General features: G+C 66.6%; 22 protein-coding genes. 5 read left to right on the top strand and 17 right to left on the bottom strand.

The features are described 5' to 3' along the window. Positions 1-59: 59 nt before the first annotated feature. The 16 genes from HWX25_RS21590 to HWX25_RS21515 form a co-directional block, all read right to left on the bottom strand. Entirely contained in the window at positions 60-392 is a 333-nt protein-coding gene (locus HWX25_RS21590; RefSeq protein ID WP_175910397.1) for a hypothetical protein, read from the bottom strand. Positions 393-626: 234 nt separating this feature from the next. Then, complete coding sequence (locus HWX25_RS21585) at positions 627-1,601, bottom strand: type II secretion system F family protein (protein WP_059690485.1); 975 nt, start codon at positions 1,599-1,601, stop codon at positions 627-629. 38 nt (positions 1,602-1,639) lie between these two features. Further along, positions 1,640-2,617: a type II secretion system F family protein gene (locus tag HWX25_RS21580; RefSeq protein ID WP_175910395.1), complete on the bottom strand. Its 978-nt coding sequence runs from the start codon at positions 2,615-2,617 to the stop codon at positions 1,640-1,642. A gap of 33 nt (positions 2,618-2,650) precedes the next feature. Then, on the bottom strand, positions 2,651-4,018 hold the full coding sequence (locus HWX25_RS21575; protein WP_175910393.1) for a CpaF family protein: 1,368 nt from the start codon (positions 4,016-4,018) through the stop codon (positions 2,651-2,653). Between the two features lie 19 nt (positions 4,019-4,037). Continuing rightward, positions 4,038-5,246, bottom strand: a complete 1,209-nt coding sequence (locus HWX25_RS21570; RefSeq protein ID WP_175910391.1) for an AAA family ATPase — start codon at positions 5,244-5,246, stop codon at positions 4,038-4,040. A 22-nt stretch (positions 5,247-5,268) separates the two neighbouring features. Beyond that, positions 5,269-5,712, bottom strand: coding sequence for a TadE/TadG family type IV pilus assembly protein (locus tag HWX25_RS21565; RefSeq protein WP_059536043.1), 444 nt, complete (start codon positions 5,710-5,712; stop codon positions 5,269-5,271). Next, positions 5,709-6,242 (bottom strand): TadE/TadG family type IV pilus assembly protein, encoded by a 534-nt coding sequence (locus tag HWX25_RS21560; protein ID WP_175910389.1) that lies wholly within the window; start codon positions 6,240-6,242, stop codon positions 5,709-5,711. Before HWX25_RS21560 ends, HWX25_RS21565 begins: the two co-directional genes overlap by 4 nt. 13 nt (positions 6,243-6,255) lie before the next feature. Then, a complete protein-coding gene (locus tag HWX25_RS21555) occupies positions 6,256-7,527 on the bottom strand; it encodes a TadE/TadG family type IV pilus assembly protein (RefSeq protein ID WP_175910387.1) in 1,272 nt (423 codons plus the stop codon). Positions 7,528-7,552: 25 nt separating this feature from the next. After that, complete coding sequence (locus tag HWX25_RS21550) at positions 7,553-7,852, bottom strand: hypothetical protein (protein ID WP_059594593.1); 300 nt, start codon at positions 7,850-7,852, stop codon at positions 7,553-7,555. A gap of 20 nt (positions 7,853-7,872) precedes the next feature. After that, on the bottom strand, positions 7,873-9,828 hold the full coding sequence (locus HWX25_RS21545) for a type II and III secretion system protein family protein (RefSeq protein WP_175910385.1): 1,956 nt from the start codon (positions 9,826-9,828) through the stop codon (positions 7,873-7,875). Positions 9,829-9,943: 115 nt separating this feature from the next. Next, positions 9,944-10,780: a Flp pilus assembly protein CpaB gene (cpaB, locus tag HWX25_RS21540; RefSeq protein ID WP_175910383.1), complete on the bottom strand. Its 837-nt coding sequence runs from the start codon at positions 10,778-10,780 to the stop codon at positions 9,944-9,946. Between the two features lie 35 nt (positions 10,781-10,815). Next, positions 10,816-12,216, bottom strand: coding sequence for an ATP-binding protein (locus HWX25_RS21535; RefSeq protein ID WP_175910381.1), 1,401 nt, complete (start codon positions 12,214-12,216; stop codon positions 10,816-10,818). 32 nt (positions 12,217-12,248) lie between these two features. Further along, complete coding sequence (locus HWX25_RS21530; protein WP_175910379.1) at positions 12,249-12,788, bottom strand: prepilin peptidase; 540 nt, start codon at positions 12,786-12,788, stop codon at positions 12,249-12,251. 31 nt (positions 12,789-12,819) lie between these two features. Next, positions 12,820-13,026 carry a Flp family type IVb pilin gene (locus HWX25_RS21525; protein ID WP_175910377.1) on the bottom strand — a complete coding sequence of 69 codons (207 nt, stop codon included), beginning with the start codon at positions 13,024-13,026 and terminating at the stop codon, positions 12,820-12,822. A 168-nt stretch (positions 13,027-13,194) separates the two neighbouring features. Further along, positions 13,195-13,377, bottom strand: coding sequence for a Flp family type IVb pilin (locus HWX25_RS21520; protein WP_059451855.1), 183 nt, complete (start codon positions 13,375-13,377; stop codon positions 13,195-13,197). A gap of 99 nt (positions 13,378-13,476) precedes the next feature. Then, the gene (locus HWX25_RS21515) at positions 13,477-13,704 is read right to left on the bottom strand and encodes a hypothetical protein (RefSeq protein WP_175910375.1); all 228 of its coding nucleotides are present in this window, start codon (positions 13,702-13,704) and stop codon (positions 13,477-13,479) included. A gap of 710 nt (positions 13,705-14,414) precedes the next feature. Here HWX25_RS21515 and HWX25_RS21510 point away from each other — a divergent pair. From HWX25_RS21510 to HWX25_RS21490, 5 genes are all read left to right on the top strand, one after another. Further along, positions 14,415-15,653 (top strand): glycosyltransferase family 87 protein, encoded by a 1,239-nt coding sequence (locus HWX25_RS21510; protein WP_175910493.1) that lies wholly within the window; start codon positions 14,415-14,417, stop codon positions 15,651-15,653. Next, positions 15,650-17,029, top strand: a complete 1,380-nt coding sequence (locus tag HWX25_RS21505; protein ID WP_175910373.1) for a glycosyltransferase family 87 protein — start codon at positions 15,650-15,652, stop codon at positions 17,027-17,029. The genes HWX25_RS21510 and HWX25_RS21505 overlap by 4 nt, the downstream gene beginning before the upstream one ends. A 28-nt stretch (positions 17,030-17,057) precedes the next feature. After that, positions 17,058-18,101: a glycosyltransferase family 2 protein gene (locus HWX25_RS21500; protein WP_175910371.1), complete on the top strand. Its 1,044-nt coding sequence runs from the start codon at positions 17,058-17,060 to the stop codon at positions 18,099-18,101. Positions 18,102-18,116: 15 nt separating this feature from the next. After that, positions 18,117-18,500 carry a GtrA family protein gene (locus HWX25_RS21495; RefSeq protein ID WP_175910369.1) on the top strand — a complete coding sequence of 128 codons (384 nt, stop codon included), beginning with the start codon at positions 18,117-18,119 and terminating at the stop codon, positions 18,498-18,500. Positions 18,501-18,791: 291 nt separating this feature from the next. Next, entirely contained in the window at positions 18,792-19,871 is a 1,080-nt protein-coding gene (locus HWX25_RS21490) for a PHB depolymerase family esterase (RefSeq protein ID WP_175910368.1), read from the top strand. 18 nt (positions 19,872-19,889) lie between these two features. On the opposite strand, the gene HWX25_RS21485 is transcribed toward HWX25_RS21490, so the two are convergent. After that, positions 19,890-21,662 (bottom strand): histidine kinase, encoded by a 1,773-nt coding sequence (locus HWX25_RS21485; RefSeq protein WP_175910366.1) that lies wholly within the window; start codon positions 21,660-21,662, stop codon positions 19,890-19,892. Positions 21,663-21,673: the final 11 nt, after the last annotated feature.

Raw genomic sequence — 21,673 nt, 5'->3', positions numbered from 1 at the left:
CCGGCCCTGATCGTGCTTGACTGGCCTGTTGCCCGTATCGTCGGGCAGTCGCTCGACGTTCAGGCGTTGTGTTCGTTCTTTCCGCGACGCGGGGCGATCGTCCCGTTCGCAGCGTCATTCAAGCCTGATTTTGAACAATCGTAGGAATTCGAATCGACGATTTCAAGGAGATTTTCGGGCACGATGACGCGCGCATCGGCGGCGGCATCTGTCGATACGTGCCGCGTCGTCGCCTGGCGCATCCCTGCCTTGGCGGACCGAGGGTGCCGCGGCCGCGCGGCGATTTCCTGCGTCGACCGGCAATCCGGTAAACAATCGATCGCGTTATCGACACGAATGGATTCAGCCGTGACGACCGGTCCGTTCCGGGCGGTTTTCCGTCCGGTCGGCACGCCGCCGCGGCTGCGTCCGGGGTTAGCCGTAGGGGGCCACCCGCGCGGGCAGTGGACTACGGCTGTCTCCAGGGTCGACCATGGGTCCGGGTTGCGTTGACGCCGCTATGATCGACCTGTCTCGCGGCGCCGCCCGGGGGGAGGAGGAGCCTCCCATGAAGACGGTGGCCGTGCCGGCCGACGATGCTCATTCGGCACGTACATCCGGTTCGCGCGGCAGTCCCGCGCCGCTGCTTACTGCCCGATGCTCGTGAAGGTCGGCAGCAGCACGCGATACACGTGAATCATCGCCGGCCCGAGCAACACGCACATCAGCGCCGGGAAGATGCAGAAGATCAGCGGGAACAGCAGCTTCAGCGCGATCTTCGCGGCGCGCTCCTCGGCGCGCATCCGCCGCCGTGTGCGCAGCATGTCGGACAGCACGCGCAGCGATTCGGCGATGCTCGTGCCGAAGCGATCGGCCTGGATCAGCATCGCGCAGAACGATTCGATATCCTCGACGCCGGTCCGCAGTGCCAGATTGCGCAGCGCGGTTTCCTTGGTGAACCCGGAACGCATCTCGAGCAGCAGCAAGTCGAGCTCGCTCGCGACCACTTCGCTGCGAAAGCGCAGTTCCTCGCTCACTCTCATCAGCGCCGCATCGAGCCCGAGCCCTGCTTCGACGCACACGGTCAGCAGGTCGAGCGCATCCGGAAAGTCCTCGAAGATTACCCGCTGACGCGTCGCGATCCGCCGCTTGAGGATCACGTTCGGCACGTAGTAGCCGATCCCTGCGAGCGCGACGAGGATGAACGACAGCAGCATGCGTTGACCCGCGAGCCGGGTCGTGGCGAGTGCCAGCAGCGCCGCGCCCGGCAGCGCCAGCGCGAGTACCGTCTTCGCCGCGAAGTAAAGCGCGCCTGCGTTCGGATCGCGCCAGCCGGCGTTCATCAGCCGGATCCGCAGCGGTGAATTCTCCCAGCCCTCCTGCGGCACCGACAGCCGGGAAATCGGTTGCGACAGCTCGACGAGCTTCGCGACCCAGCGCGATGCCTGCCCGCCGCCGTCGCCCGCGCCGGCGCCGATGCCGACACTTGCTCCGCTCGCCTGCTGGATCCGGCGCTCCATGTTGCGCGGCGCAAACAGCAGCATCGCGACCAGCACGCCGCCGGCGACGAAGATGAATAATCCGGCCAGCATCACGGTATGTACTACGCTCAGGTTTTGCATGACTGCCTCGAATCGGTTCGTGAAGCCTGAGACACGCGTCAGACGCGAATCCGGATGATGCGGCGAATCCACAGCATGCCGAATGCCATCGACCCCAGCATCACGCCAACCATCTTGATGCCGGCCGGATCCTGCCAGAGCACCGACAGAAACTCCCGGTTCAACACCGCCATCATGCCCGCCGTGCCGAACGGCAGCAGCCCGAGGATCCAGGCCGACAGCCGCCCTTCCGCCGACAGCACGCGGACCTTGTCGAACAGCTTGAAGCGCTCGCGAACCAGCGATGCGATGCTGTCGAGCAGCTCGGCCAGGTTGCCGCCGGTCTCGCGCTGGATCAGCACCGCGATCACGAAGTAGCGCAGGTCATGGGCCGGCACGCGCGTCGCGAGGTTCACCAGCGCATCGTGCAGCGATACGCCGTAATTGATCTCGTCGAACGTTATCCGGAATTCACCGCCCATCGGATCCGGAAACTCCTCGCCGACCATCCCGAGCGCGCTCGTAAAGGAGTGGCCGGAGCGCAGCGCGCGCGCGATCATGTCGCAGACATCCGGCAGCTGACGCTCGAGCTTGAGCATCCGCCGGTTGCGATGCCGCATCACGTACAAGGCCGGAAAGCACGCGGTCAGCAGCGCAATCGGCACCACGGCGATCAACGGCAACGGGGTGAACAACAGGACGAGCATCGCCGTCACCGGCAATACCGCGCTGTACACGACGAGCTTCGCCACCGTCCAGTCGAGCCCCGATTGCTGCAGCAGCAGATCCAGCGACTGCACACGCGGCATGCGCAGCAGCAGCCGGTCGAACGGCTTCGACTCGTCGAGCATCCGCTTCTTGAGAATCGACAGTCGCTCCTGCTGCACGCTGCCGCCGGCCGACATCGCGCGCAGGCGCGACTCGATCCGGCGTGCCGCGGCACCGTGGCGTGAGTTCCACCATTGATAGACACCTTCGATCGCGAGCACGACCGCGACGAAGGTGAGAATCACAAAACCGTAGAATATCGAGTCCATGAGACCTCCCCGGAATCAGACGAACGCGCGTCGTCACTTCGTCTCGTAACGCTGCGCCGGGTCGTAGAGTGAATCCGGCAGGTTGATGCCGAACGCCTGCAGCCGCTCGGCGAACTTCGGCCGCACGCCGGTCGCGCAGAAGTGTCCGCGCACCGTTCCGTCGCGATCCATGCCGGTGCGCTTGAACGTGAAGATCTCCTGCATGTTGATGATGTCGCCTTCCATCCCGGTCAGCTCCTGGATGCTGACGATCTTGCGCTTGCCGTCGGTGAGCCGCGTCGCCTGGACCACCACCGAGATCGCCGACGCGATCTGCTGACGCATCGTCTTCGGCGGCAGCGTCAGGCCGCCGACGCTGATCATGTTCTCGAGCCGCGTGAGCGCGTCGCGCGGCGTGTTGGCGTGAATCGTCGCGAGCGAGCCTTCGTGGCCGGTGTTCATCGCGTTGAGCATGTCGAGCGCTTCCGCGCCGCGCACTTCGCCGAGAATGATCCGGTCCGGCCGCATCCGCAGCGCGTTGCGCACGAGCGTGCGCTGCGTGATCTCGCCCTTGCCCTCGATGTTCGGCGGCCGCGTTTCGAGTCGCAGCACGTGGGGCTGCTGCAGTTGCAGCTCGGCCGCATCCTCGATCGTCACGATCCGCTCCGATCGCGGGATGAAGCCCGACAGGATGTTGAGCAGCGTCGTCTTGCCGCTGCCCGTCCCCCCCGACACGAGCACGTTCACTTTCGCCCTGGCCAGCGCATCGAGCAGTTCCGCCATCGGCGGCGTGAGGCTCTGGTAACTCACGAGGTCGTCCATCTTCAGCGGGTTGACCGCGAAACGCCGGATCGACATCAGCGGCCCGTCGATCGCCGACGGCGGAATGATCGCGTTCACGCGCGAGCCGTCCGGCAAACGCGCATCGACCATCGGGGTCGATTCGTCGATGCGACGCCCGACCCGCGACACGATCTTCTCGATCACCTTCATCAGGTGCGCGTCGTCGTAGAACGTCACGTCGGTCAGCTCGAGCTGGCCGGCGCGCTCGACGTACACCTGGCGGTACGTGTTCACGAGGATGTCGGAGATGCCTGGGTCGCGCAGCAGCGCCTCCAGCGGGCCGAAACCGAACATCTCGTCGTACACGTCGATCGCAAGCTGGCGCCGCTCGATGTCGTTCGCGGGCATGCGCTCCTCGTCGAGGATGCGCGAGATCAGCGCCGAGATTTCCTGACGGACCTGTTCCTGCGGCAGGCGTGACAGACGCTCCAGCTCGACCCGTTCAAGAACCGCCAGGTGAATTTCACGGCGCAGCTTCTGGTACGCGTCGCGTACCGACGAATGCGTCGCACCTGCCGGTTCGGTGCCCGCCGCCTGCGGCTGCGTCCGATACAAGGACATCTGTTCGCGCAATGACATGATGGTTTCCCCGAAAGATTCACATGGACTTGAGCTTCGGCGTGGCCTTGCGGCCGAACAGCCGTGACATCAACGGTTCGCTGCTGGACGTGTCGTGCCGGGTGCGCACGTCCCCTTCGACGATCTGCTTCGCACAGGCCTGCAACGCACGCGTCACCGCGGCGCTGCGTGCGACGCGCGAGACCGGATGCCCCTGGTCGAGCGCCTCGCGCACGGTGTCGGCATCGTCGGGTATCGTGCTGCTCGCGTGCAGACCCAGCACTTCCTCGAGCGCGGTGCGGGACCGTTCGCTCGCGCGCGTCATCCGGTTCACCACCAGCCGCATCTGGTCGGTCGGGTAGCCGAGCGACACGAGAATCTCCAGCAGCCGGCGGCCCGCGCGCACGTGCGGCATCGCCGGCTGCAGCACGAGCTGGATCTGGTCGCTGCGATCCAGTGCGATCATCGACAGCGGATTGATGCTCACGCCGATGTCGAAGATCACGAAGTCGTAGCGCGGCGCCGCGACGCCGAGAATCCATTCGAGCGCATCCTCGCGTATCTCCGCGGCCTTGACCGGGTCGCCGGCACCAGCGAGCACGTGGAAGTTCTGCGTCACGTGCGCGACGCTCGCGTCGAGAAACGCGCCGTCGAGCCGCTCGATCTGCGCGCACAGCTGCGGCAGCGTCGACGGCGGCGTCTCGTCGCTGACGAGGAACGCGGCATCCGCGAACTGCTGGTTCAGATCGACCAGCAGCACGCGGCGCTTGTGGATTTCGGCGATCTCGTACGCGACGTTGCTCGCGGCGAAGCTCGTGCCCGCGCCACCCTTGCACGACATGAACGACACGAAGCGCGTATCGTCGCCGTCGCGCCGCGTGCTTTGCGCGGCGGCACGCTCGAGCGCACGGGCCAGCGCCGCGGGATCGAGCGGCCACTGCAGCACGTCGCGCGCGCCGGCGCGCATCGCGTCCAGCAGCACGTTCGGCGCCGCATCGGCCGTCACCAGGATGCAGGTCAGGCCCGGGTGCAGCCGGCAGATCCGTTCGAGCGCCGACAGCTCAGCCGCCTCGGTCGTCGCGCCGTCCATCAGCAGGATGTCGAATGAATCGAGCCCGTCCGTTCGATGCTCGATCTGGGACGGCCGACCGTGCGCGCGTGTCACGCGATAGTGTCCGCTGTCGGTGACCAGGCGCGCGGTCTGCGTGAGCCGGGCGGTATCGTCGGCAGCTACGAGGATATTGATCATGACTGTGCCTCGTCGGTTTCGATTATTGACAGGCGCTACCGCCCGTCGAGGAGTTCAGGCTTTCCCGCGACATCGTCGTGGTGAACGGCGGCATCGTGATCGCGACGTTCGCGATCGGAATCATCGTCCTGACCGTGACGTTGGTGATGCTGACGGTCACGAACGAGCAGGAGCTCACGTCGCAACCTGACGGCGTGTAGCTCACCGACACGTTCGCGTTCGACAACATCGGCATCAGCGACTTCACGCGCTTCACGACGCCGGCGGCGTTCACGTCGCAGACGATCGCCGTGCGTGCGCCGAGCCGGATGGCCTCGGTCGCGGTGTTCCAGTAAAACAGCACGCGCCCGAATTCGAAGATACCGATCAGCAGCATGATCAGGATCGATGCGATCAGCGCGAACTCGACGATCGTCGCGCCGCGTTGGCCGCGACGGCGCGACAGCGGGAAGGGGCGCGCGTTCATGACACTTGCCTCATCACGGTGACGATGTTGCCGAAGGTGATCGACGACAGCCCCGGGTAGGCCGGAATCGGCTGGTACTGGTAGCCCTTCACCTTCACCTCGACGACGTTGATGCTGCCGGTCGCCGTGCCGCTCGCCGCGTTGTTGGTCGAGTCGTACGTCGGCAGGTTCGCGAACTGCGGCGGGTCGGATGCGTCGGCGCAATCGGTCGAATGCGCGGCGTCGCACACGATCACCATCGATGTCGTGAGCCCCGGCACCAGCTCGGTGCCGGCAGACCCGCACGTCGTGTTGCCGTAGACGACCAGGCACTGCGCCGCCGCGAGCGGATACGCGCTGTCGGCCGGCAGATAGACCGACAGGTAGCGCGCCGCGTCGCGCGTCGCCTTGGTGAGCGTCTCGTACTGATAGATGGCGCGGCCGAACTCGGCCACACCGGTCGCGAGCACGATCATCGGCATCAGCACGAGCGCGAACTCGACCGCGGCGACACCGCGCATGCGCGACCGGCGAATCGGGGGCCTGTTCATGATCGTGTCTCCTCTATTGAACGAGCATCGGCACCTTGAGGCCGACTGAGCTGCCGCTGCCCGGCAAACCGTGCGTCGCGCAAGGCGTGCTGCCGGATGACGCCGAGCCGAGATATTCGAGATGCGCGACGACCCCGCCGGCGCCCGGGCTGAACGGCAGCGGATCGAGCATCAGCACGCAGTCCCACTGCGTGACGGTCAGCTGGTTGCTTGACCCCTTCAGCGTCGAGCAGTCGCCCTCGGGGGCAAGCGCGACGCGGCGGTCGCCGCCGAACGTCTGATAGTTGCTTGCCGTGGCGGTCCCTTTGGTCGCGATGCCGCTGCCGGCCGGCGGTGCACCGTCGCCCTGGTAGGACTTGAAGCTTGCGCGATCGAGCACGAACTGCGTGTACGCGTCGCCGACGATGCCGGCGGTTCCCGGCGGCCCGTAGTTGGGGCCGACGTATGCGTAGCCGGTGAAGTCCGGCTGGCCGCTCGAGCCGTTGGCGCCGTTCGTATAGATGCCGAAGCGGGTATTCCAGGCGCGCAGCGATGCGGACTTCAGGCCCGTCGAACCGAGGGTGGGCGGCGACGAGATGTTGCAGGTATTGCCGGACAGTTCACTGGCGATCGTCGTTTCGTTCGTCGATCCGTCGAGCGCGGCCCAGCCGAAGTTGCCCGGCCCGTACGTCGACGACGAGCCGGAAGGCGACGAAATCCAGTCACCCACCTTGTACGGCGCGGCGGCCGCCGCGCGGCACACGAACACCGGGATCGCACAGGTGGTCTGCCCGGCGCCGACGGTCGCGATCGCACTCGCCGAGACCTGCGCCGCGTTCGCCACCTGCACGCCGGGAATCGTGTTGAGCACCTCGATGAACCAGTGCGCGATGTTGGTCAGCTGCGCGGTGCACTTCACGTACTTGATGTTCGCGGGCGTGGCGACCGCCGTCTTCGTCAGGAACGGATTGGTCAGAGAATCGCTGAACGTGACGTTCGAATCCGTCTGCATCTGCACCGCGTTCTGCTGAAAGAACGCGAAATTCGAATGGCCGGCGGCGATGCCGTCCGCTTCCGCGACCTGCAGGCTGATGGCCGACGTGAGGTCGCGCGCAGCGGACAGCGCGCATGAGTCGGCGCTGTTCTGAAGTTCGCTGCGCGTGACGTACAGCTTGCCAAGGTCCAGCGCGAGACCGACGAACCCGATCATCACCGCCAGTGCGAGACCGACGATGATCGCGACGGCGCCTTGCTGGCGACGCATACCGCGACGCGTGAGTTTCGGATGACGAGCTGCGCTGGACATGGCGTTCTCCCTGAGCGTGCCTGTGTTATTGCCCCGACGACTTGCCGATCCCGATCACGAATGCATTGGCTTTCGGCTCGGGCTGCTTGAACGACTTGTCGTAGTTGTCGAGCGCGGACGCGGCGGCGCTGCCGTCGACCCCCTGCCGCGAGGCCGCGTGTTCGGCGGCATGCGGATCGATGATCTGGGCTTGCGTGACGGCGCGGACCGAGTCGCCGAAGCGGCTGTCCCACACCGGCGTGGATGACATGCAGCCGGCAAGCGCGAACGCGAGCGGGACGGCGAGCGCCGCACGGCGCACGAATACGAGGTAGGCGGATTTCATGAGCTTCCCCTTGGATGGCTTCAACGATCGTTGGACGCGGGTTCCGCATTCGCCCGCGCGATCTGCGCGTGGGCGGCGGCCGGCAGACTCTGCTTCGAACGCGGCGCCGGTTTTGCCGGCGTGTCGGAGCCGGCCGCCGCGAGACGCGCGGCAGCGGCTTCGATGCGCGCGATCCGCGCCGCGCTGGCCGCGTCGGCCTGCGGTTGCGGCCGCAACGGCACGGCAGGCACCGGTTCGACGTTCACCGCCCCCGCCGCGGCGGCCGCTGCAGCCGCCGGCTTCTCGGGCTGCGCCGGCACCGGTGCCGGTGCTTCGGCAGGTTGAGGCGCACGCGGTGCGGGCAGCGCGGCGGCCGGTGCGGCCGGTGCGGCCGATTGCGGCGCGGGAGCCGGTGCCGGCGTCTGCGGTGCATTCATCGCGCCGCTCGCCGGTTGCGCGCCCGCCTTGCGGACACCCTTGCGGCCTTCCATGTTGCCGGTCGCATACACGTCGGCTTCGTTGGGCTTCGAGAAGCTGTCGGTCGGCAGCGGCAGGTCGGCGGTCTGCAGCGGCCTCACCAGGTGCGGCGTGATCACGAAGATCAGCTCGGTGCGGTCCTGCTGGAACGACGTGCTGCGGAACAGCGCACCGAGCACCGGCACCTCGCCGACGCCGGGAATCGCCTTCAGCGCGCCGCTCGCGTTGTCCTTGATCAGCCCGCCGATCGCGAACGATTCGCCGTCGCCCATCTGGACCGTCGTCGACGCGCGCCGGGTCGTGATCAGCGGCAGGATCGACGTGCCGCCGATGTTGGTCGCGCTCAGCGTGACGCCCGTCTGCGACAGTTCCGACACTTCCGGCGCGACCTTCAGGCTGATCCGGCCGTTGCCCAGCACCGTCGGCGTGAACTTCAGCGCGACGCCGAACTCCTCTTCCTGCAGCGTGATCGACGACGTGCCCGTCCCGCTGCTCTGCGGTACCGGGATGAAGATCTTGCCGCCGGCGAGGAACGTCGCCTCCTGGCCGCTGATCGTCACGAGGTTCGGCTCCGCGAGGATCTTGACGAGGTTGTCGGTGTTCTGCGCATCGGCCGCGATGCTGAACGGCTTGTTGTTCGCCTTGTTGAAGACCGCGGCGCTTGCGACACCCGCGAGCAGCTGGCTGACGAGCGCGCCGCTCCAGGAGCCGAAGCCGCCCTGGATGTTGAATGCGCTGCCCATCTGGTTGATCAGCGTCTTCGACACTTCGGCGACCTTCACCTCGAGCATCACCTGCTGCGGCGACGTGACGGCCAGCATGTTCAGCACGCCGGCGCCCTTGCCGCTGCCGTCACCGGCGCTTTCGCTGTACGCGCGGGCGATCTGCACCGCCTGCTGCGCGGCTTGCGAGTTCGACACGTTGCCCGCCAGCACGATCGTGCCGGCGGCGGTCGAGACGTGAATGTCGCGCTCGTTCGGCATCAGCTGCATCAGCGACGCCTGCAGGCCGCCGGCGTCCGCGCCGACCGCCACGTCGATCACGCGGCATGCACCGCTGCGGCCCTGCACGATCATGTTGGTCGTGCCGACCGTCAGCCCGAGGATGTACAGCGTCTGCGGCGACACCATCGTCGCCTGCGCGACGGCCGGGTTGCCGATGGTCCGGTTGCGGACCGGCTCCGGCATCGGCACCAGCAGCGACTTGCCGAGCGGCACGCTGACGCTGGTCGACTCGCGCACCGCGCCCACGCAATTCGGTCCGCGCAGCGGGCCTGCCGACGCGGCCGGCGCGGCGGCAACCGCCGGCGCCATGCTGATCGTCATCTGCATCGGCCCCTTGGCGACGGCAGCCGGCGCGCTCGCGCCGCCCTTCATCAGCGCAGCCGATTCCGCGCCTTCCTGGGCCAGCGCGCTGTATACCGTCAGCCACCCCGTACACAGGATCGCGGCCATCATCGTGCCCCGTGCGATGCGTGTGCGCACCGGGCCGGTACCTGAATGTTGCGGATTGATCTTCATTTCGTCTGATCCCCCGAGTGACCGGCGAGCCGCCGGTTGTCGACTTCCAAGGCCGCCGTGCCCTGACGGCGGCCGATCTGGTTAATCTGTTTATCTGGATGTGTGTTCTATGGCTTCAGAAACATTCGACGCTGCCCCGTACCCCGGTCAGCACGCCGACACAATCGCGGCGTGCTGCCGGTGCCGCGTGCGATGCGACACGCACGCGCACGGTCTTCACCTGTACGGGCGCGGGCGCGTCGGGCACCGGGGCCTTGCCGAGCAGCGTCAGCTTGGTCGCGCCGTCGGTCGTCAGCGTCTTCTGGTCGACCTGGTTGCGCAGCACGAGCGACAACGTGCCGACGCTGCGCGCGAGGTCGAGGCGTTCGGCCTGGTCGGGCGTGACTTCGAGCGTCACCGCATTGACCACCTTCGGTGCGGTGTCGTCGCGGCTGACCTGCTGCGCGACGGCCAGCACCAGGATGTGCTCGAGCACGATCTTGGAGATGCTCTGCCCGTCGGTCTTGCCCTGCTGTTCCTGCGTGTTGACGATCACGTCGACGTAGTTGCCCGGCAGCGCGAAGCCCGCGACGCCGACCACGTCGTTCACGCGCACGGTGATCGCGCGGCTGCCGTCGGCGATCACGGCGGAAAGCCCGCCCTTCGTGCCGACCGGCGCGAGCTTCGACTCGATCACCGGCTCGCCGCGCGCGAGGCTCGTGCGCACGACGCGCCCTTCGAGTTCCTTCGTGTCGGTGAACGCGCCGGTCGGCACGCTGCCCGACGGCCAGCTCACCATGCGGATCTGGTTCGGCCCGAGCGGCTCGCCCAGGTTCAGGTCCGTGGTCGCCACCGCGACCGACGTGACCGAGCTGCTGGATGTATTCATCAACCAGCGGGACGCGAACACGACCGCGGCAAGCCCCGCGACCATCGCGACAATCAGCATCATGAGCGCTCGACTGTTTTTCATGGCAATGCTCCTCAACGAATCGTGAAAGAAACGGCTCAACCGGTTATGACTGTGTGACCGCCGTGCTCGGCAGGCGGCAGATATACGCCGTCGCGCTCGGGCGCCGTGCCGAAATAGCTGGCCCATGCGTCGTGCAACGCGTCGTGCGTCACTTCGAGCGGATCGCCGCGATACCGCGCGCCGGCGGCAACCAGGCGCAGCAGATCCATCGGGAAGCATGCGAGATATGCCTTGCCGGTCGGCAGGTGCAGCCGGTGCAGCAGATAGTCGAAGGCGTCCTGCGTCGACACCAGTCCGAGCGACTCGCATGCGGCGTCGAACACCGCGCGGTAGTGGTCGATCGACAGCGCGCCGACGTGAAGCTTGGAACCGAGCCGGCGCAGGAATGCGTCGTCGGCGAACTGCTCCGGCGCCAGGTTGCTCGAGAACACCGGCCAGACGTCGAACGGCAGCACGAATCGATTGCCGGACTCGAGCGTCAGGAAGTCGACGCCGCGATCGAGCGGACGCAGCCAGCGGTTGAGCAGGTCACGCGGCTCGACACGCTGGCGGCCGAGATCGTCGATGATGTACATGCCCATGTTCGCCTTCATGTGCGGCGGCGCCTGGTAGAAGCCCGCCGCTTCGTCGCGGCGCAGGTCGAGCTCGTCGAGCGTCAATTCGCCGCCGGACATCACGACCGGCCGCTCGCACAGGCGCCAGCGGCGATCGACCGACTGGCCCTCCGTTTGCGACGGCGCGTCGACATGCACGAGCGGATCGTAGATCTGGATCACTTCCCCGGCCGCATAGATCGCATACGGCACCGGTACATGGCCGCCCATCAACGCGCCGAGCCGCTCGGCGAGGAAGGTCTTGCCGCTGCCGGCGGGGCCGTAGATCAGCAGCGGACGGCCGGAGTTCAGCGCGGCGGCCGCCGAGTCGAGTACCGACGTGTCCATCACGATGCCTTCGAACACGGCCCACACGTCGTTCTGGGCCACACGCAGCTTGCGCACCGAATGGGTGGACACGCAGTCGAGATACGCGTCGAGCGTCACCGGCGCCGGCCCGCTGTACGTGCTGCGCGCGCACTCTTCGAGCGCGGCCACGCGGCCCGCGTCGGTCAGGCGGAACGTCACGTCGAGATCGGTCTTGCCGCGATGGGTGAGTTCGACCAGATGCTCGCGTACCAGGAACGCGAAGACGTCGTCGAGCACCGCGAGCGGCAGGCAATGGCGTTCGATCAGGTCGCCGTAGGACGGGCGGCCGAGCACCAGCGTCGACTTCAGCACGAGCCCTGCGACGAACGCCTGGCTCAGTCCGGTTTCCTCGAGTGAGCGCGGCGCGGCGGGCAACTGCGTGCCGGGCCTCGCATGTGCCTCCCGCAACGGCGACGGTTGCGGCAGGTGTGCAACCTGCGCGTCGCGCTTCGGTTCGGTGGGGATCGTGTTCATGTGCGTTTCATCCTCGTTGCGGGTTCGTCGCGCTAGACGCACGAAACGAACAGCATGCCCAGCGTGCCGGCGGCAATCGCCACGCCATACGGCAACGCGCCGACCGACGCGACTTCCACGGGGTCGTCGGTTGCCCCTGCATACGCGCGGATCGAGCGATGCGCGATCAGCGCCCGGACGTTCGCCCACATCTGGCGCATCCGCCCGCGCACCAGCACCAGGCCGATCGCGCCGATCCCGCCGGCCAGAAAGGTGGCCAGCACGATGTAGAACGTCATCTGCGCGCCGACCCATGCGCCGATCGCCAGCATCAGCTTCACGTCGCCTGCAGCCATCCCGCGCAGCAGATAGAACGGCAGCAGCATGCCGAAGCCGGTCGCCGCGCCGCCGAGCCACGCGAGTGCGCCGGCCTGGACCCCGTGCAGCGCGCACTGGGCGATCAGCGCACCGGCCAGCCCGATCGCGACGAGCCGGTTCGGGATGCGTCGGCTCGTGATGTCCGTGCTGGCCGCGACGACGACAAGCACCGTCACGCACAACGGAACCGGGTAAGGCAGTGCGGCAGGCAACATGGCGAACCTCGATTGGCTGTAATAGTCGGAATCACTGACCCAGTGCGGTATTGACCGCCGAGGTCACGATCGACGCGATCATGTTGTACGCGTCTTCAACCGAACCTTTCAGTACGACCACGCTTCCCAGCACGATGGTGGCGAACACTGCCGCGATCAACGCGTACTCGATCGACGTCACCCCCTGCTCGTCGCCGATCCATCGCGATACCGCTACCGCACGTCCGCTGGTCCGCATGACAGCCTCCGATTCGGTTGATCAAGAGAGCGGAGGAGACTCGAGCAGTGCACCGGCCGAGTCATCCGCCGTTCGGTCAATTCGACATCTGTTGGTGAAGTGTCCGGCCCTGCTCGCGCGGGGGGATGGCGACGAACGGGCCGGACCCGCCGTTCGCCGCCCCGCCATTCAGATCGCCGCGTTGAGATCGTCTGCAATCGTGTTGAAGACGGTCTTGAGATCGTTGCCGACCAGCGTCAGTGCTGCAACGAGGCCGACTGCGATCAGTGCGGCAATCAGGCCGTATTCGATGGCCGTCACGCCTTGTTCGTCTTGAACGAAACCGCGGATTTTCTGGATGAACGTGGACATGGCTATTCTCCTTACGCACTACTATGAAAATCCCGTTGTCGGGGATCGACGCGGGGAGCGGGGTACTACCGGAACAACACAAGGATTCGGATGCTGTGCTCAGCGACGCACACGGCAGGGTACGAGCCGTGCCTGGCGAACGATGGTCGGTGAGCTGATGCGTGCGATATCCATGCGCGCTGCGATCTGGCGAATGACGCGATCGAGCAGAACGGCGAAACGACCGTTCCGGGCATGAATACGGATTGAGCGGATGACGCTAATGCGTCGATGCGACTGCGGGTCTTCTTCGCGGCATGCGAGCCGCGGCGTGCTCTGGTCTTTCATTTTTATTCCCCAATGCTGTCATGTGATTCTTTTTGCGCGGACGATGCCGTCGCCTATTCGCCCAGTCGACGTTTCCGGCGGTTTTCAAGGCCTGGGCGGCGTATTCCCCGACGCGCCCTGGATCCGTTGCTTTCCGCAGGTGATTGAATCCGGTCTTGTCAGCCTGTTGCTTCAACCGGTCGTTCATCACGTCGTCGACTGTCGTGCGGACCTTGACGCAAAGAGCAGGCCAGCCGGAGGGAAAACGAGGTGCATCAAGGGTTCCGGCGATTCACCCGTCGACCGGGTTTCGGCGCACTGCACAAAATGTTTCAGATTTGATATACGCATGCCGGCCGGCGCCGCGTGCCGGCAGCGCGCCGCCGCGCTGTGCAAGGGCGCCAAAAAATTTTCTCGGGATTTTCCCGAATCCGGATCACCCGTCGCCCAACGCGCATTCCGCATACCGCCGGACCGGTGAAAAACACGGAATGTTTCAAGCGAGAAACATCATTTGCGCCGGTACGGTTTTCTCAGACATGAAAACCCGCTTTTCAGCCATGTCGCCGTCGAATCGCGATTTCACGATTCAGCCCGCGGTTTGCGTCACACGATTTTTTCTCCAACAATGCATTCACCGGACAGCGCCATCGAGCGCGATTCGATCCGGATACACGACAACACAAAAAGGCTGCGGAAGATCAGGCAGCCTTCACTGCAAACGGGGCATCATGTACACAGCCAATCGTGGAGTGCGCTATCGCGCCAAACGCTGTGCTCAATGGTTGACGGCTGACCGGATCGTTCCGTACAGCTGCGTCATGCTGCTGCTGTGCGTGACCTTTCTGATCGTCTGGGGCGTCGTAACGGACGCCTTCACGTCGCAGTCGACTGCCCGACCGGGTGTCGACTTCTCCGTCTTCTGGACCGCGTCGCAACTCGTGCTGCAAGGCCACGCCGCAGCGATCTACGATCCGGTCTTCTTCTCTCATGCCGAGGTCGCGCGGTTCGGTGCCTATATCGGTCACCAATCGCTGCCCTGGCTCTATCCGCCGACGATGCTGCTGTTCATCGCGCCGGTTGCCCTCGTGCCTTTCCTGCCCGCGTATTTCCTCTTTTTTGCGGGCAGTCTTTTATGCTATGCGTATGCCGCCCTGAGACTGTCGGGCCTGCGTGCGCACCTGCCCGTTCCGCGCGCCGCGGCGCTCGTGGTGCTCGCCTATTCGGGCGTGTTCGCGTCCATCCTGTACGGGCAGAACAGCATCCTGACCGCCGGCATCGCCGCGCTCGCGCTGCATTTCCTCGGCCGACGCCCGATCGTCGCCGGCATGCTGATCGGGTTGCTCGCCATCAAGCCGCAGATGGCGATGGTGTTTCCGTTCGTGCTGATCGCGACGCGCTCGTGGCGAGCCTTCATGTCGGCGGCGATCACGACCGTGCTGTTCACCGTGGCCGGCATTGCACTGACCGGCACGGGCTCCCTGAGCGGCCTGGCCCATGCGATGTCGATCGTACGCGGCATGCACTTCACCCTTCCCGCCTACTGGTTCGTTTCGCCGACGACGTTCTCGGCGCTCCGCCTCGCGGGTGCATCGATTCCGGTCTCGCTCGCCGCGCAAGCCGCCGTGGGATTGCTCGCCATCACCGCCGCCGTTCAGGTCTGGCGTCGCACGGACGACATGCGGCTGCGCGGCGCGGCGCTGGTGGTCGCCACGCTGTTGTCGACGCCCTATCTGTGGCATTACGAACTGGCCTGGCTGGGCATCGCGGTCTTCTGCCTGATCGCCCACGGGCTCGATGAAGGCTGGTTGCCGGGAGATCAGATCGTGATCGTGCTCGCGTGGCTGTTGCCGGTATTCGAGGTGTTCAACCGGATCACGCGGCTGCCGCAGATCGGCCCGGTCGTGCTGCTCGCCGTCCTGTTCGTCGTCGTGCGTCGCTCGACCCTCGCGTCGCGGAATGCGCAATGAAAACGCCACTCTCCCTTCTGCACGTCGATTCGGCCCTCGACGCCCATCCGGAACTGCCGATCGCCGGCCCGCGCCGTTTCCCGCATTGGCTCAATCGCAATCGGGTGCGCCTCTATGCGGCGGCGGTACTGTTCACCGAGTTGCTGTTCATCTGCATCTATCTCGCACGCGTGCATGGGTCGCATACCGCCGTTCCCGAACCGCTCGCGCAGGATTTCGCACCGATCTGGAGCGCCGCGCGGCTCGCGGCGCTCGGGCGCGCGGTGGACGCATGGCAGTTCTCCTCGCTCTTCGCGATCGAGAAACTCGCGATCCCGACGCTGAACGCCGCGGACGGATCGCTGCCGTGGCTCTATCCGCCGACCATGCTGCTGTTGGTGCTGCCGCTCGGCTGGATGCCGTACCTGCTCGCGCTGGTGCTGTGGCTCGGCGGGACCTACATGCTGTTCGCGGTGACGATCCGCGCCACCGTGCAGCGCGATGCCGCGCTGCTCTGCGCGCTCGCGTTCCCCGGCGCGTTCCTCACGGTGATCGTCGGGCAGACGAGCCTGCTGACCGCGACGCTCGCCGGCCTCGGGCTGCTGACGCTGAATCGCCGCCCCGTCATCGCCGGCATCTGCTTCGGTCTGCTGACGATGAAGCCGCAGATGGCGGTCCTGTTTCCGCTCGCGCTGCTTTGCGCCGGACAATGGCGCGCACTGGCCGCATGGGCCGCGACGATCGCCGCCGGCGTCGTACTGACGACACTCGCGTTCGGGATCGGGTCGTGGATCGCGTTCGCGCACGGCATCAACGACGCGTATCAGACGGTCAACGCGGGCCACGTCAAGCTCGCGCGCATGCCGACCGTGTTCGCGCTCGCCACCCTCGCCGGCTGGCCCGCCTACATCGCGCGCGGCCTGCAGCTGCTGTCGGCCGCGGCCGCCGCGATCGCCGTCGTGTACGCGTGGCGCGGCGCGTGTTCGTACGCGCTGCGCGCCGCCACGCTCGCCTGCGCATGCCTGATCGTCAGCCCGTACCTGTACGACTACGACCTGACCTGGTACGGGCTCGTGATCGCGTGGTATGCGCGCTATGCGTGGACGCACGGCTGGCGCCGCTTCGATCGCGAATGGCTGATGCTGATGTGGGCGACGCCGCTCGCCGGTCTCGCGATCGTCACGCATCTGCCGTTCCAGTTCATGCCGCTCGTCACGCTGGCATCGCTGGCGCTGCTCGTCAGCCGGATTGCACAAGAAAGGCACGACGTGCCGTCGATGCCCGACGCACGCGACAACTCGACCGAGACCGGCTTCCCGCATCCGGTCCGCTCACACCACCGCCCGGCGCACGGACTGCGCCGCACCGGCCGCCCGACATTCGGTGCCGGCCGCTGACACGCACGTCATTACAGGGGAACCCATCATGCGCGAACCACTCTACACACCGCTCGTCTCGCTGGTCGTACCGTTCTACAACGAAGGCGAGGCCGTCGAACGCTTCTTCGACGTCGTGATTCCGCTGATGGCCGAACTCGATTCGATCCGCTTCGAAATCGTCTGCGTAAACGACGGCAGCCGCGACGACACCCTCGAACGCCTGATCCGGGTCAGCATGACCGACCGTCGCGTGCGCGTCATCGATCTCACCCGCAACTTCGGCAAGGAAGCGGCGCTGACGGCCGGCCTCGACGAAGCGGCCGGCGACGCGGTGATTCCGCTCGACGCCGACCTGCAGGATCCGCCGAGCCTGATTCCCGTGATGCTCGAACACTGGCGCGACGGCGCGGAAGTCGTCGCCGCGAAGCGCAGCAGCCGCGCATGCGATTCGTTCGCGAAGCGCACCGCCGCCGCGATCTACTACCGCGTGCACAACATGCTGTCGGACGTGAAGCTGCCCGAGAACGTCGGCGACTTCCGGCTGATGGACCGCAAGGTCGTGAACGCGCTGCGCAACCTGCCCGAGCGCCATCGCTTCATGAAGGGGCTGTTCGCGTGGGTCGGCTACCAGACCGTGATCATCGAATATCAGCGTGAAGCGCGCAGCGCCGGGCACTCGAAATTCTCCGGCTGGAAGCTGTGGAACTTCGCGCTCGAGGGAATCACGAGCTTCAGCACCGTGCCGCTGCGCAGCTGGACCTACATCGGCCTCAGCATCGCCGCACTCGCATTCCTGTACGGCGCGTTCATCGTGGGCCGCACGCTGCTGTTCGGCAATCCGGTGCTCGGCTATGCGTCGCTGCTGTCGGTGACGCTGTTCATCGGCGGGATCGAGCTCGTCGGCATCGGCGTGGTCGGCGAGTACATCGGACGCATCTACGACGAGTCGAAGCAACGCCCGGTCTATCTGATTCGCCGCCGCTACCAGACGCACGCCAAGGTGATCGAACTGCCGGTCGCGCGCGATACGCGGCGCCCGAACGCACGCCGCCGCGCGCAGCCGGCCCGCGTGCGGGTGGGCGAGCGCTGAGCAGCGGAGGCAACGATGTTCGACCTGCTTTATGCCGAGCGCGTGCGGCTGGCGCGCTTCGGCCTGTCCGGACTCGGCTCGACCGCGCTCCACTTGCTGGTCGCATCCGCGATGTATGCGCTGTTCGACGCGACTCAGGTGACCGCCAACGCCGTCGCGTTCGTCTGCGCGACGGCGTTCTCGTATCTCGCGAATACGCTGTGGAGCTTCTCGTCGACCGTGCATTCGCGCAGCTTGCTGCGCTATCTGACCGTCGCGCTGGCCGGCTTCGCCGAAACGATGCTGCTCGCGCGCACCGCCGAGCTGTTCGATGTACCGCGCGGCTGGGCAATCGTCGCGATCGCGCTGCTGATCCCGCCGACGATGTTCGTGACGCACCGGTTGTGGACGTATCGATAACCGCAGGCAGTGGGGTCGAAGCATTCACCGATTGGTCACGGAACCATCGCACCCGAGGCGAGCGACGCCTGCTAGCATGATGCGTGGCCAGCCCGAATCGGGGCGCTGCCGGATGGATGTCGCGGGGCGTCGTGTTCCGTCGATCGTCGCTCGCCGTATCGGCCGTGCCGGAGCACCTCGACGCGGATGCGTCCCGCGGCACGCATTGTGCGCTGCCCCCGCATTCGCCCTCCATCCGGCGGCCGGCTTCGCCGCATGCTGTCGCACGCCCCGCCGGCACGAGATCCGTCCATGCCCAGGAAAAAATCCAGCCTCTGGCTACGCCCGTTCGATCTGTTTTCCGCCGCGACGAGCACGCGCCCCAAAAGGAAGACGACCAAACCGGCGGCAACGGCCAAGCGCACCGCCAACATACGGCCCCCGCGTCGCCCGGGGTCGACGACCGCCGCGCGGACATCGCCGCACCAGGCACCCGGCACGTGGCTGCGCTCGTTTCATTCCGCACGCCCGGCCGCCGGCCGCCTCGTCAACCATCTCGCCTACGCGCTGTACCTGCCCGCCGCCTCGGCGCCGAGCGACGGCATGCCCGTCGTCGTGATGCTGCACGGCTGCAAGCAGACGGCCGAGTCGTTCGCCGCCGGCACGCGCATCTGCCGCATCGCCGAGCGCGCCGGGTTTGCCGTGCTGTTTCCCGAACAGGCGAAGACCGCCCATTCGCATCGCTGCTGGAACTGGCATGGCGATGCGTCGCAGTCGGAGGCCCCGGCGATCGCGTCGCTGATCGATGCGATCGTGCAGGCGCGCGGGTTTGACCGCGACCGAATCTACCTGGCCGGCATGTCGGCCGGCGCAGGGCTCGCGGCACGGCTGGCGATCGAATCTCCCGACCTGTTCGCGGCCGTCGGCCTGCACTCCGGTCCGGCCATCGCGCCACCGTTGTCGACGATGGCCGCGATGAGCCTGATGCGCCGCGGCCTGCATGACGATCCGATAGGCGTCGTCGACGCCTGCGTCGACGTACGCGCTTATCCGGGCATGCCCGCGCTCGTCGTGCATGGCGGACTCGATACGGTCGTCGCCGAGCAAAACGCGCGGCAGCTCGGCGTCGCGTTCGCGCGGATCAATCGGCTCGTCGACGAGCACGGTGAACTGCGTGTCGGCGAGCAACATACGTACGCGCACGACGACGCGGATTACACCGACTATCTGCGCGGCGGCCGGCTGATCGTCCGCGTCTGCATCGTGCGCCGTCTGGCGCACGCGTGGAGCGGCGGCGACCCGCGCGAAGCGTTCCACTCCGCGACGGGGCCGGACGCGACCGCGATGTTCTGGAATTTCTTTCGCAGGCGGCGGCGCAAGCGGGCGCGGTGACGACGCGTCACCTGTCGCTCACGCCCGTTGCTCGACGGCTGCCGCCGCATCCGCGCGGACATCCGCGCGCCGGATCGGCAGTCGAACGCAGAACGTTGTGCCGCGCCCCGGCTCGCTCGTCACGTCGATCGTTCCGCGATGGCGCTCGACGATGCCGTGCGACACCGACAATCCCAGCCCCGTACCCTGCCCGACCGGCTTCGTCGTGAAGAACGGATCGAAGATCCGCCGAACGACGTCGGGCGTCATGCCGGTTCCGGTATCGCTGATCGCGATCGACACCTGCTCGCCGTCGCTCGACGTGCGGATCGTGATCACGCCGCGCGTCGGAATCGCATGTGCGGCGTTGACGAGCAGGTTCATGAATACCTGGTTCAACTGCGACGGAAGGCATTCGACATGCGGCACGTCGCCGTACTCGCGGACGATGTCGGCCTTGTACTTGAGTTCGTTGTGGACGACGTTGAGCGTGCTCTCGAGGCCCGCGTGAATATCCACCACGCTCCACTCGCCGCTGCCCGGCCGCGAGAAATCGCGCAGGTCCTGCACGATGCGCCGCACCCGCACCGCACCGTCGATCGATTCATCGATCAGCGTCACGATCTCGTCGCGCACGTAGTCCAGATCGGCCGCGACGCGCATCGACGTCAGCGTCTCGCGCGTCGCCGGTTCCAACTGCATCAGCGCGGCGTCATGCGCGGCAACGACGTCGAGCAGGCTTCGCACCCACGTCCTCAGCGTATTGAGGTTCGCGCTGATGAAGCCGATCGGATTGTTGATCTCGTGCGCGACGCCGGCCGCGAGCTGGCCGATCGACGCGAGTTTTTCCGATTGCAGCAACTGCACGTGGGTTTCCTCGAGCGCCCGCAGCAGGCGCCGCTGTTCGTCCTTCTCCTGTTCGAGCCGACTCTGCGCCGCCCGGCGTTCGTCGATCTCGGTCGCCATGTTCTCGCGCGTGCGCTGCAGCATCGCCGTCGTCTGCTCGTAACGCTGCAACGCCGCTTCGAGTTCCGCGGTCCGCAATCGCACCAGCCGTTCGAGCGTGTCCGTCATGCCGCGCAGAAAGGTCGTGCGCGCATCGAAGCGGCAGACGAGCAGCGTGACGATCAGCGTCGCCATCGTGAACAGCGCGATGGTCGTCGCGAGCCACGGCGCGTCGATGCCGTTCGCGGCGCCGCAGCGTGCGTCCGGCGCGAAATGCGCGGCCGCCATCGCCGTGTAGTGCATGCCCGTGATCGCGATGCCCATGATCAGCGCGGCGCCGATGCGTTGCGCGGTCGCATGGCGAGCCTGTTGCGCACGCAACGTCTGCGCCATCCAAAGCGCGACGGTCGACGCGATCACCGCGACGCCGATCGACGCCGCGAACAGCGCGGGATCGTAGCGAATGCCCGGCGCCATGTGCATCGCGGCCATGCCCGTGTAATGCATTCCGACGATCCCGGCGCCCATCAGCATGCCGCCCGCCAGCAAGCGCCGCCGGCCCAACCGCGCGCGCGTGACGACATTCAGAGCGAAATACGACACGAGCACCGCGATCGCCAGCGACGCGCCGGTATCCGGCAGCGCATAGCCGAGCGGAATCGGCAGCGACAGCGCCAGCATGCCGACGAAATGCATCGACCAGATTCCGGTGCCCATCGCGGCCGCGCCGCCGGCCAGCCACGCGCGCTTGAGCGTCGGGTTGTCGAGCAGCGAAATGAATGCGGCCAGATCGAGCGCCGTATAGGAGGCCAGCGTCGCGATGACGAGCGACAGCAGGACAAGCAGCAGGTCGTAGGTGCCATGCATGATCGAGCGCC

This window comes from Burkholderia sp. BCC1640 (assembly GCF_902833125.1).
In the GTDB taxonomy this organism is placed as follows: Bacteria; Pseudomonadota; Gammaproteobacteria; order Burkholderiales; family Burkholderiaceae; genus Burkholderia; species Burkholderia diffusa.
This window is presented reverse-complemented; position numbering and strand designations above follow the sequence as displayed.

Excerpts from the sequence above, each read along its gene's own strand:
- HWX25_RS21585 (WP_059690485.1), bottom strand. The coding sequence starts at position 1,601 with ATGCAAAACCTGAGCGTAGTACATACCGTGATGCTGGCCGGATTATTC.
- HWX25_RS21580 (WP_175910395.1), bottom strand. The coding sequence starts at position 2,617 with ATGGACTCGATATTCTACGGTTTTGTGATTCTCACCTTCGTCGCGGTC.
- HWX25_RS21575 (WP_175910393.1), bottom strand. The coding sequence starts at position 4,018 with ATGTCATTGCGCGAACAGATGTCCTTGTATCGGACGCAGCCGCAGGCG.
- HWX25_RS21570 (WP_175910391.1), bottom strand. The coding sequence starts at position 5,246 with ATGATCAATATCCTCGTAGCTGCCGACGATACCGCCCGGCTCACGCAG.
- HWX25_RS21565 (WP_059536043.1), bottom strand. The coding sequence starts at position 5,712 with ATGAACGCGCGCCCCTTCCCGCTGTCGCGCCGTCGCGGCCAACGCGGC.
- HWX25_RS21560 (WP_175910389.1), bottom strand. The coding sequence starts at position 6,242 with ATGAACAGGCCCCCGATTCGCCGGTCGCGCATGCGCGGTGTCGCCGCG.
- HWX25_RS21555 (WP_175910387.1), bottom strand. The coding sequence starts at position 7,527 with ATGTCCAGCGCAGCTCGTCATCCGAAACTCACGCGTCGCGGTATGCGT.
- HWX25_RS21550 (WP_059594593.1), bottom strand. The coding sequence starts at position 7,852 with ATGAAATCCGCCTACCTCGTATTCGTGCGCCGTGCGGCGCTCGCCGTC.
- HWX25_RS21545 (WP_175910385.1), bottom strand. The coding sequence starts at position 9,828 with ATGAAGATCAATCCGCAACATTCAGGTACCGGCCCGGTGCGCACACGC.
- cpaB (WP_175910383.1), bottom strand. The coding sequence starts at position 10,780 with ATGAAAAACAGTCGAGCGCTCATGATGCTGATTGTCGCGATGGTCGCG.
- HWX25_RS21535 (WP_175910381.1), bottom strand. The coding sequence starts at position 12,216 with ATGAACACGATCCCCACCGAACCGAAGCGCGACGCGCAGGTTGCACAC.
- HWX25_RS21530 (WP_175910379.1), bottom strand. The coding sequence starts at position 12,788 with ATGTTGCCTGCCGCACTGCCTTACCCGGTTCCGTTGTGCGTGACGGTG.
- HWX25_RS21525 (WP_175910377.1), bottom strand. The coding sequence starts at position 13,026 with ATGCGGACCAGCGGACGTGCGGTAGCGGTATCGCGATGGATCGGCGAC.
- HWX25_RS21520 (WP_059451855.1), bottom strand. The coding sequence starts at position 13,377 with ATGTCCACGTTCATCCAGAAAATCCGCGGTTTCGTTCAAGACGAACAA.
- HWX25_RS21515 (WP_175910375.1), bottom strand. The coding sequence starts at position 13,704 with ATGAAAGACCAGAGCACGCCGCGGCTCGCATGCCGCGAAGAAGACCCG.
- HWX25_RS21510 (WP_175910493.1), top strand. The coding sequence starts at position 14,415 with ATGTACACAGCCAATCGTGGAGTGCGCTATCGCGCCAAACGCTGTGCT.
- HWX25_RS21505 (WP_175910373.1), top strand. The coding sequence starts at position 15,650 with ATGAAAACGCCACTCTCCCTTCTGCACGTCGATTCGGCCCTCGACGCC.
- HWX25_RS21500 (WP_175910371.1), top strand. The coding sequence starts at position 17,058 with ATGCGCGAACCACTCTACACACCGCTCGTCTCGCTGGTCGTACCGTTC.
- HWX25_RS21495 (WP_175910369.1), top strand. The coding sequence starts at position 18,117 with ATGTTCGACCTGCTTTATGCCGAGCGCGTGCGGCTGGCGCGCTTCGGC.
- HWX25_RS21490 (WP_175910368.1), top strand. The coding sequence starts at position 18,792 with ATGCCCAGGAAAAAATCCAGCCTCTGGCTACGCCCGTTCGATCTGTTT.
- HWX25_RS21485 (WP_175910366.1), bottom strand. The coding sequence starts at position 21,662 with ATGCATGGCACCTACGACCTGCTGCTTGTCCTGCTGTCGCTCGTCATC.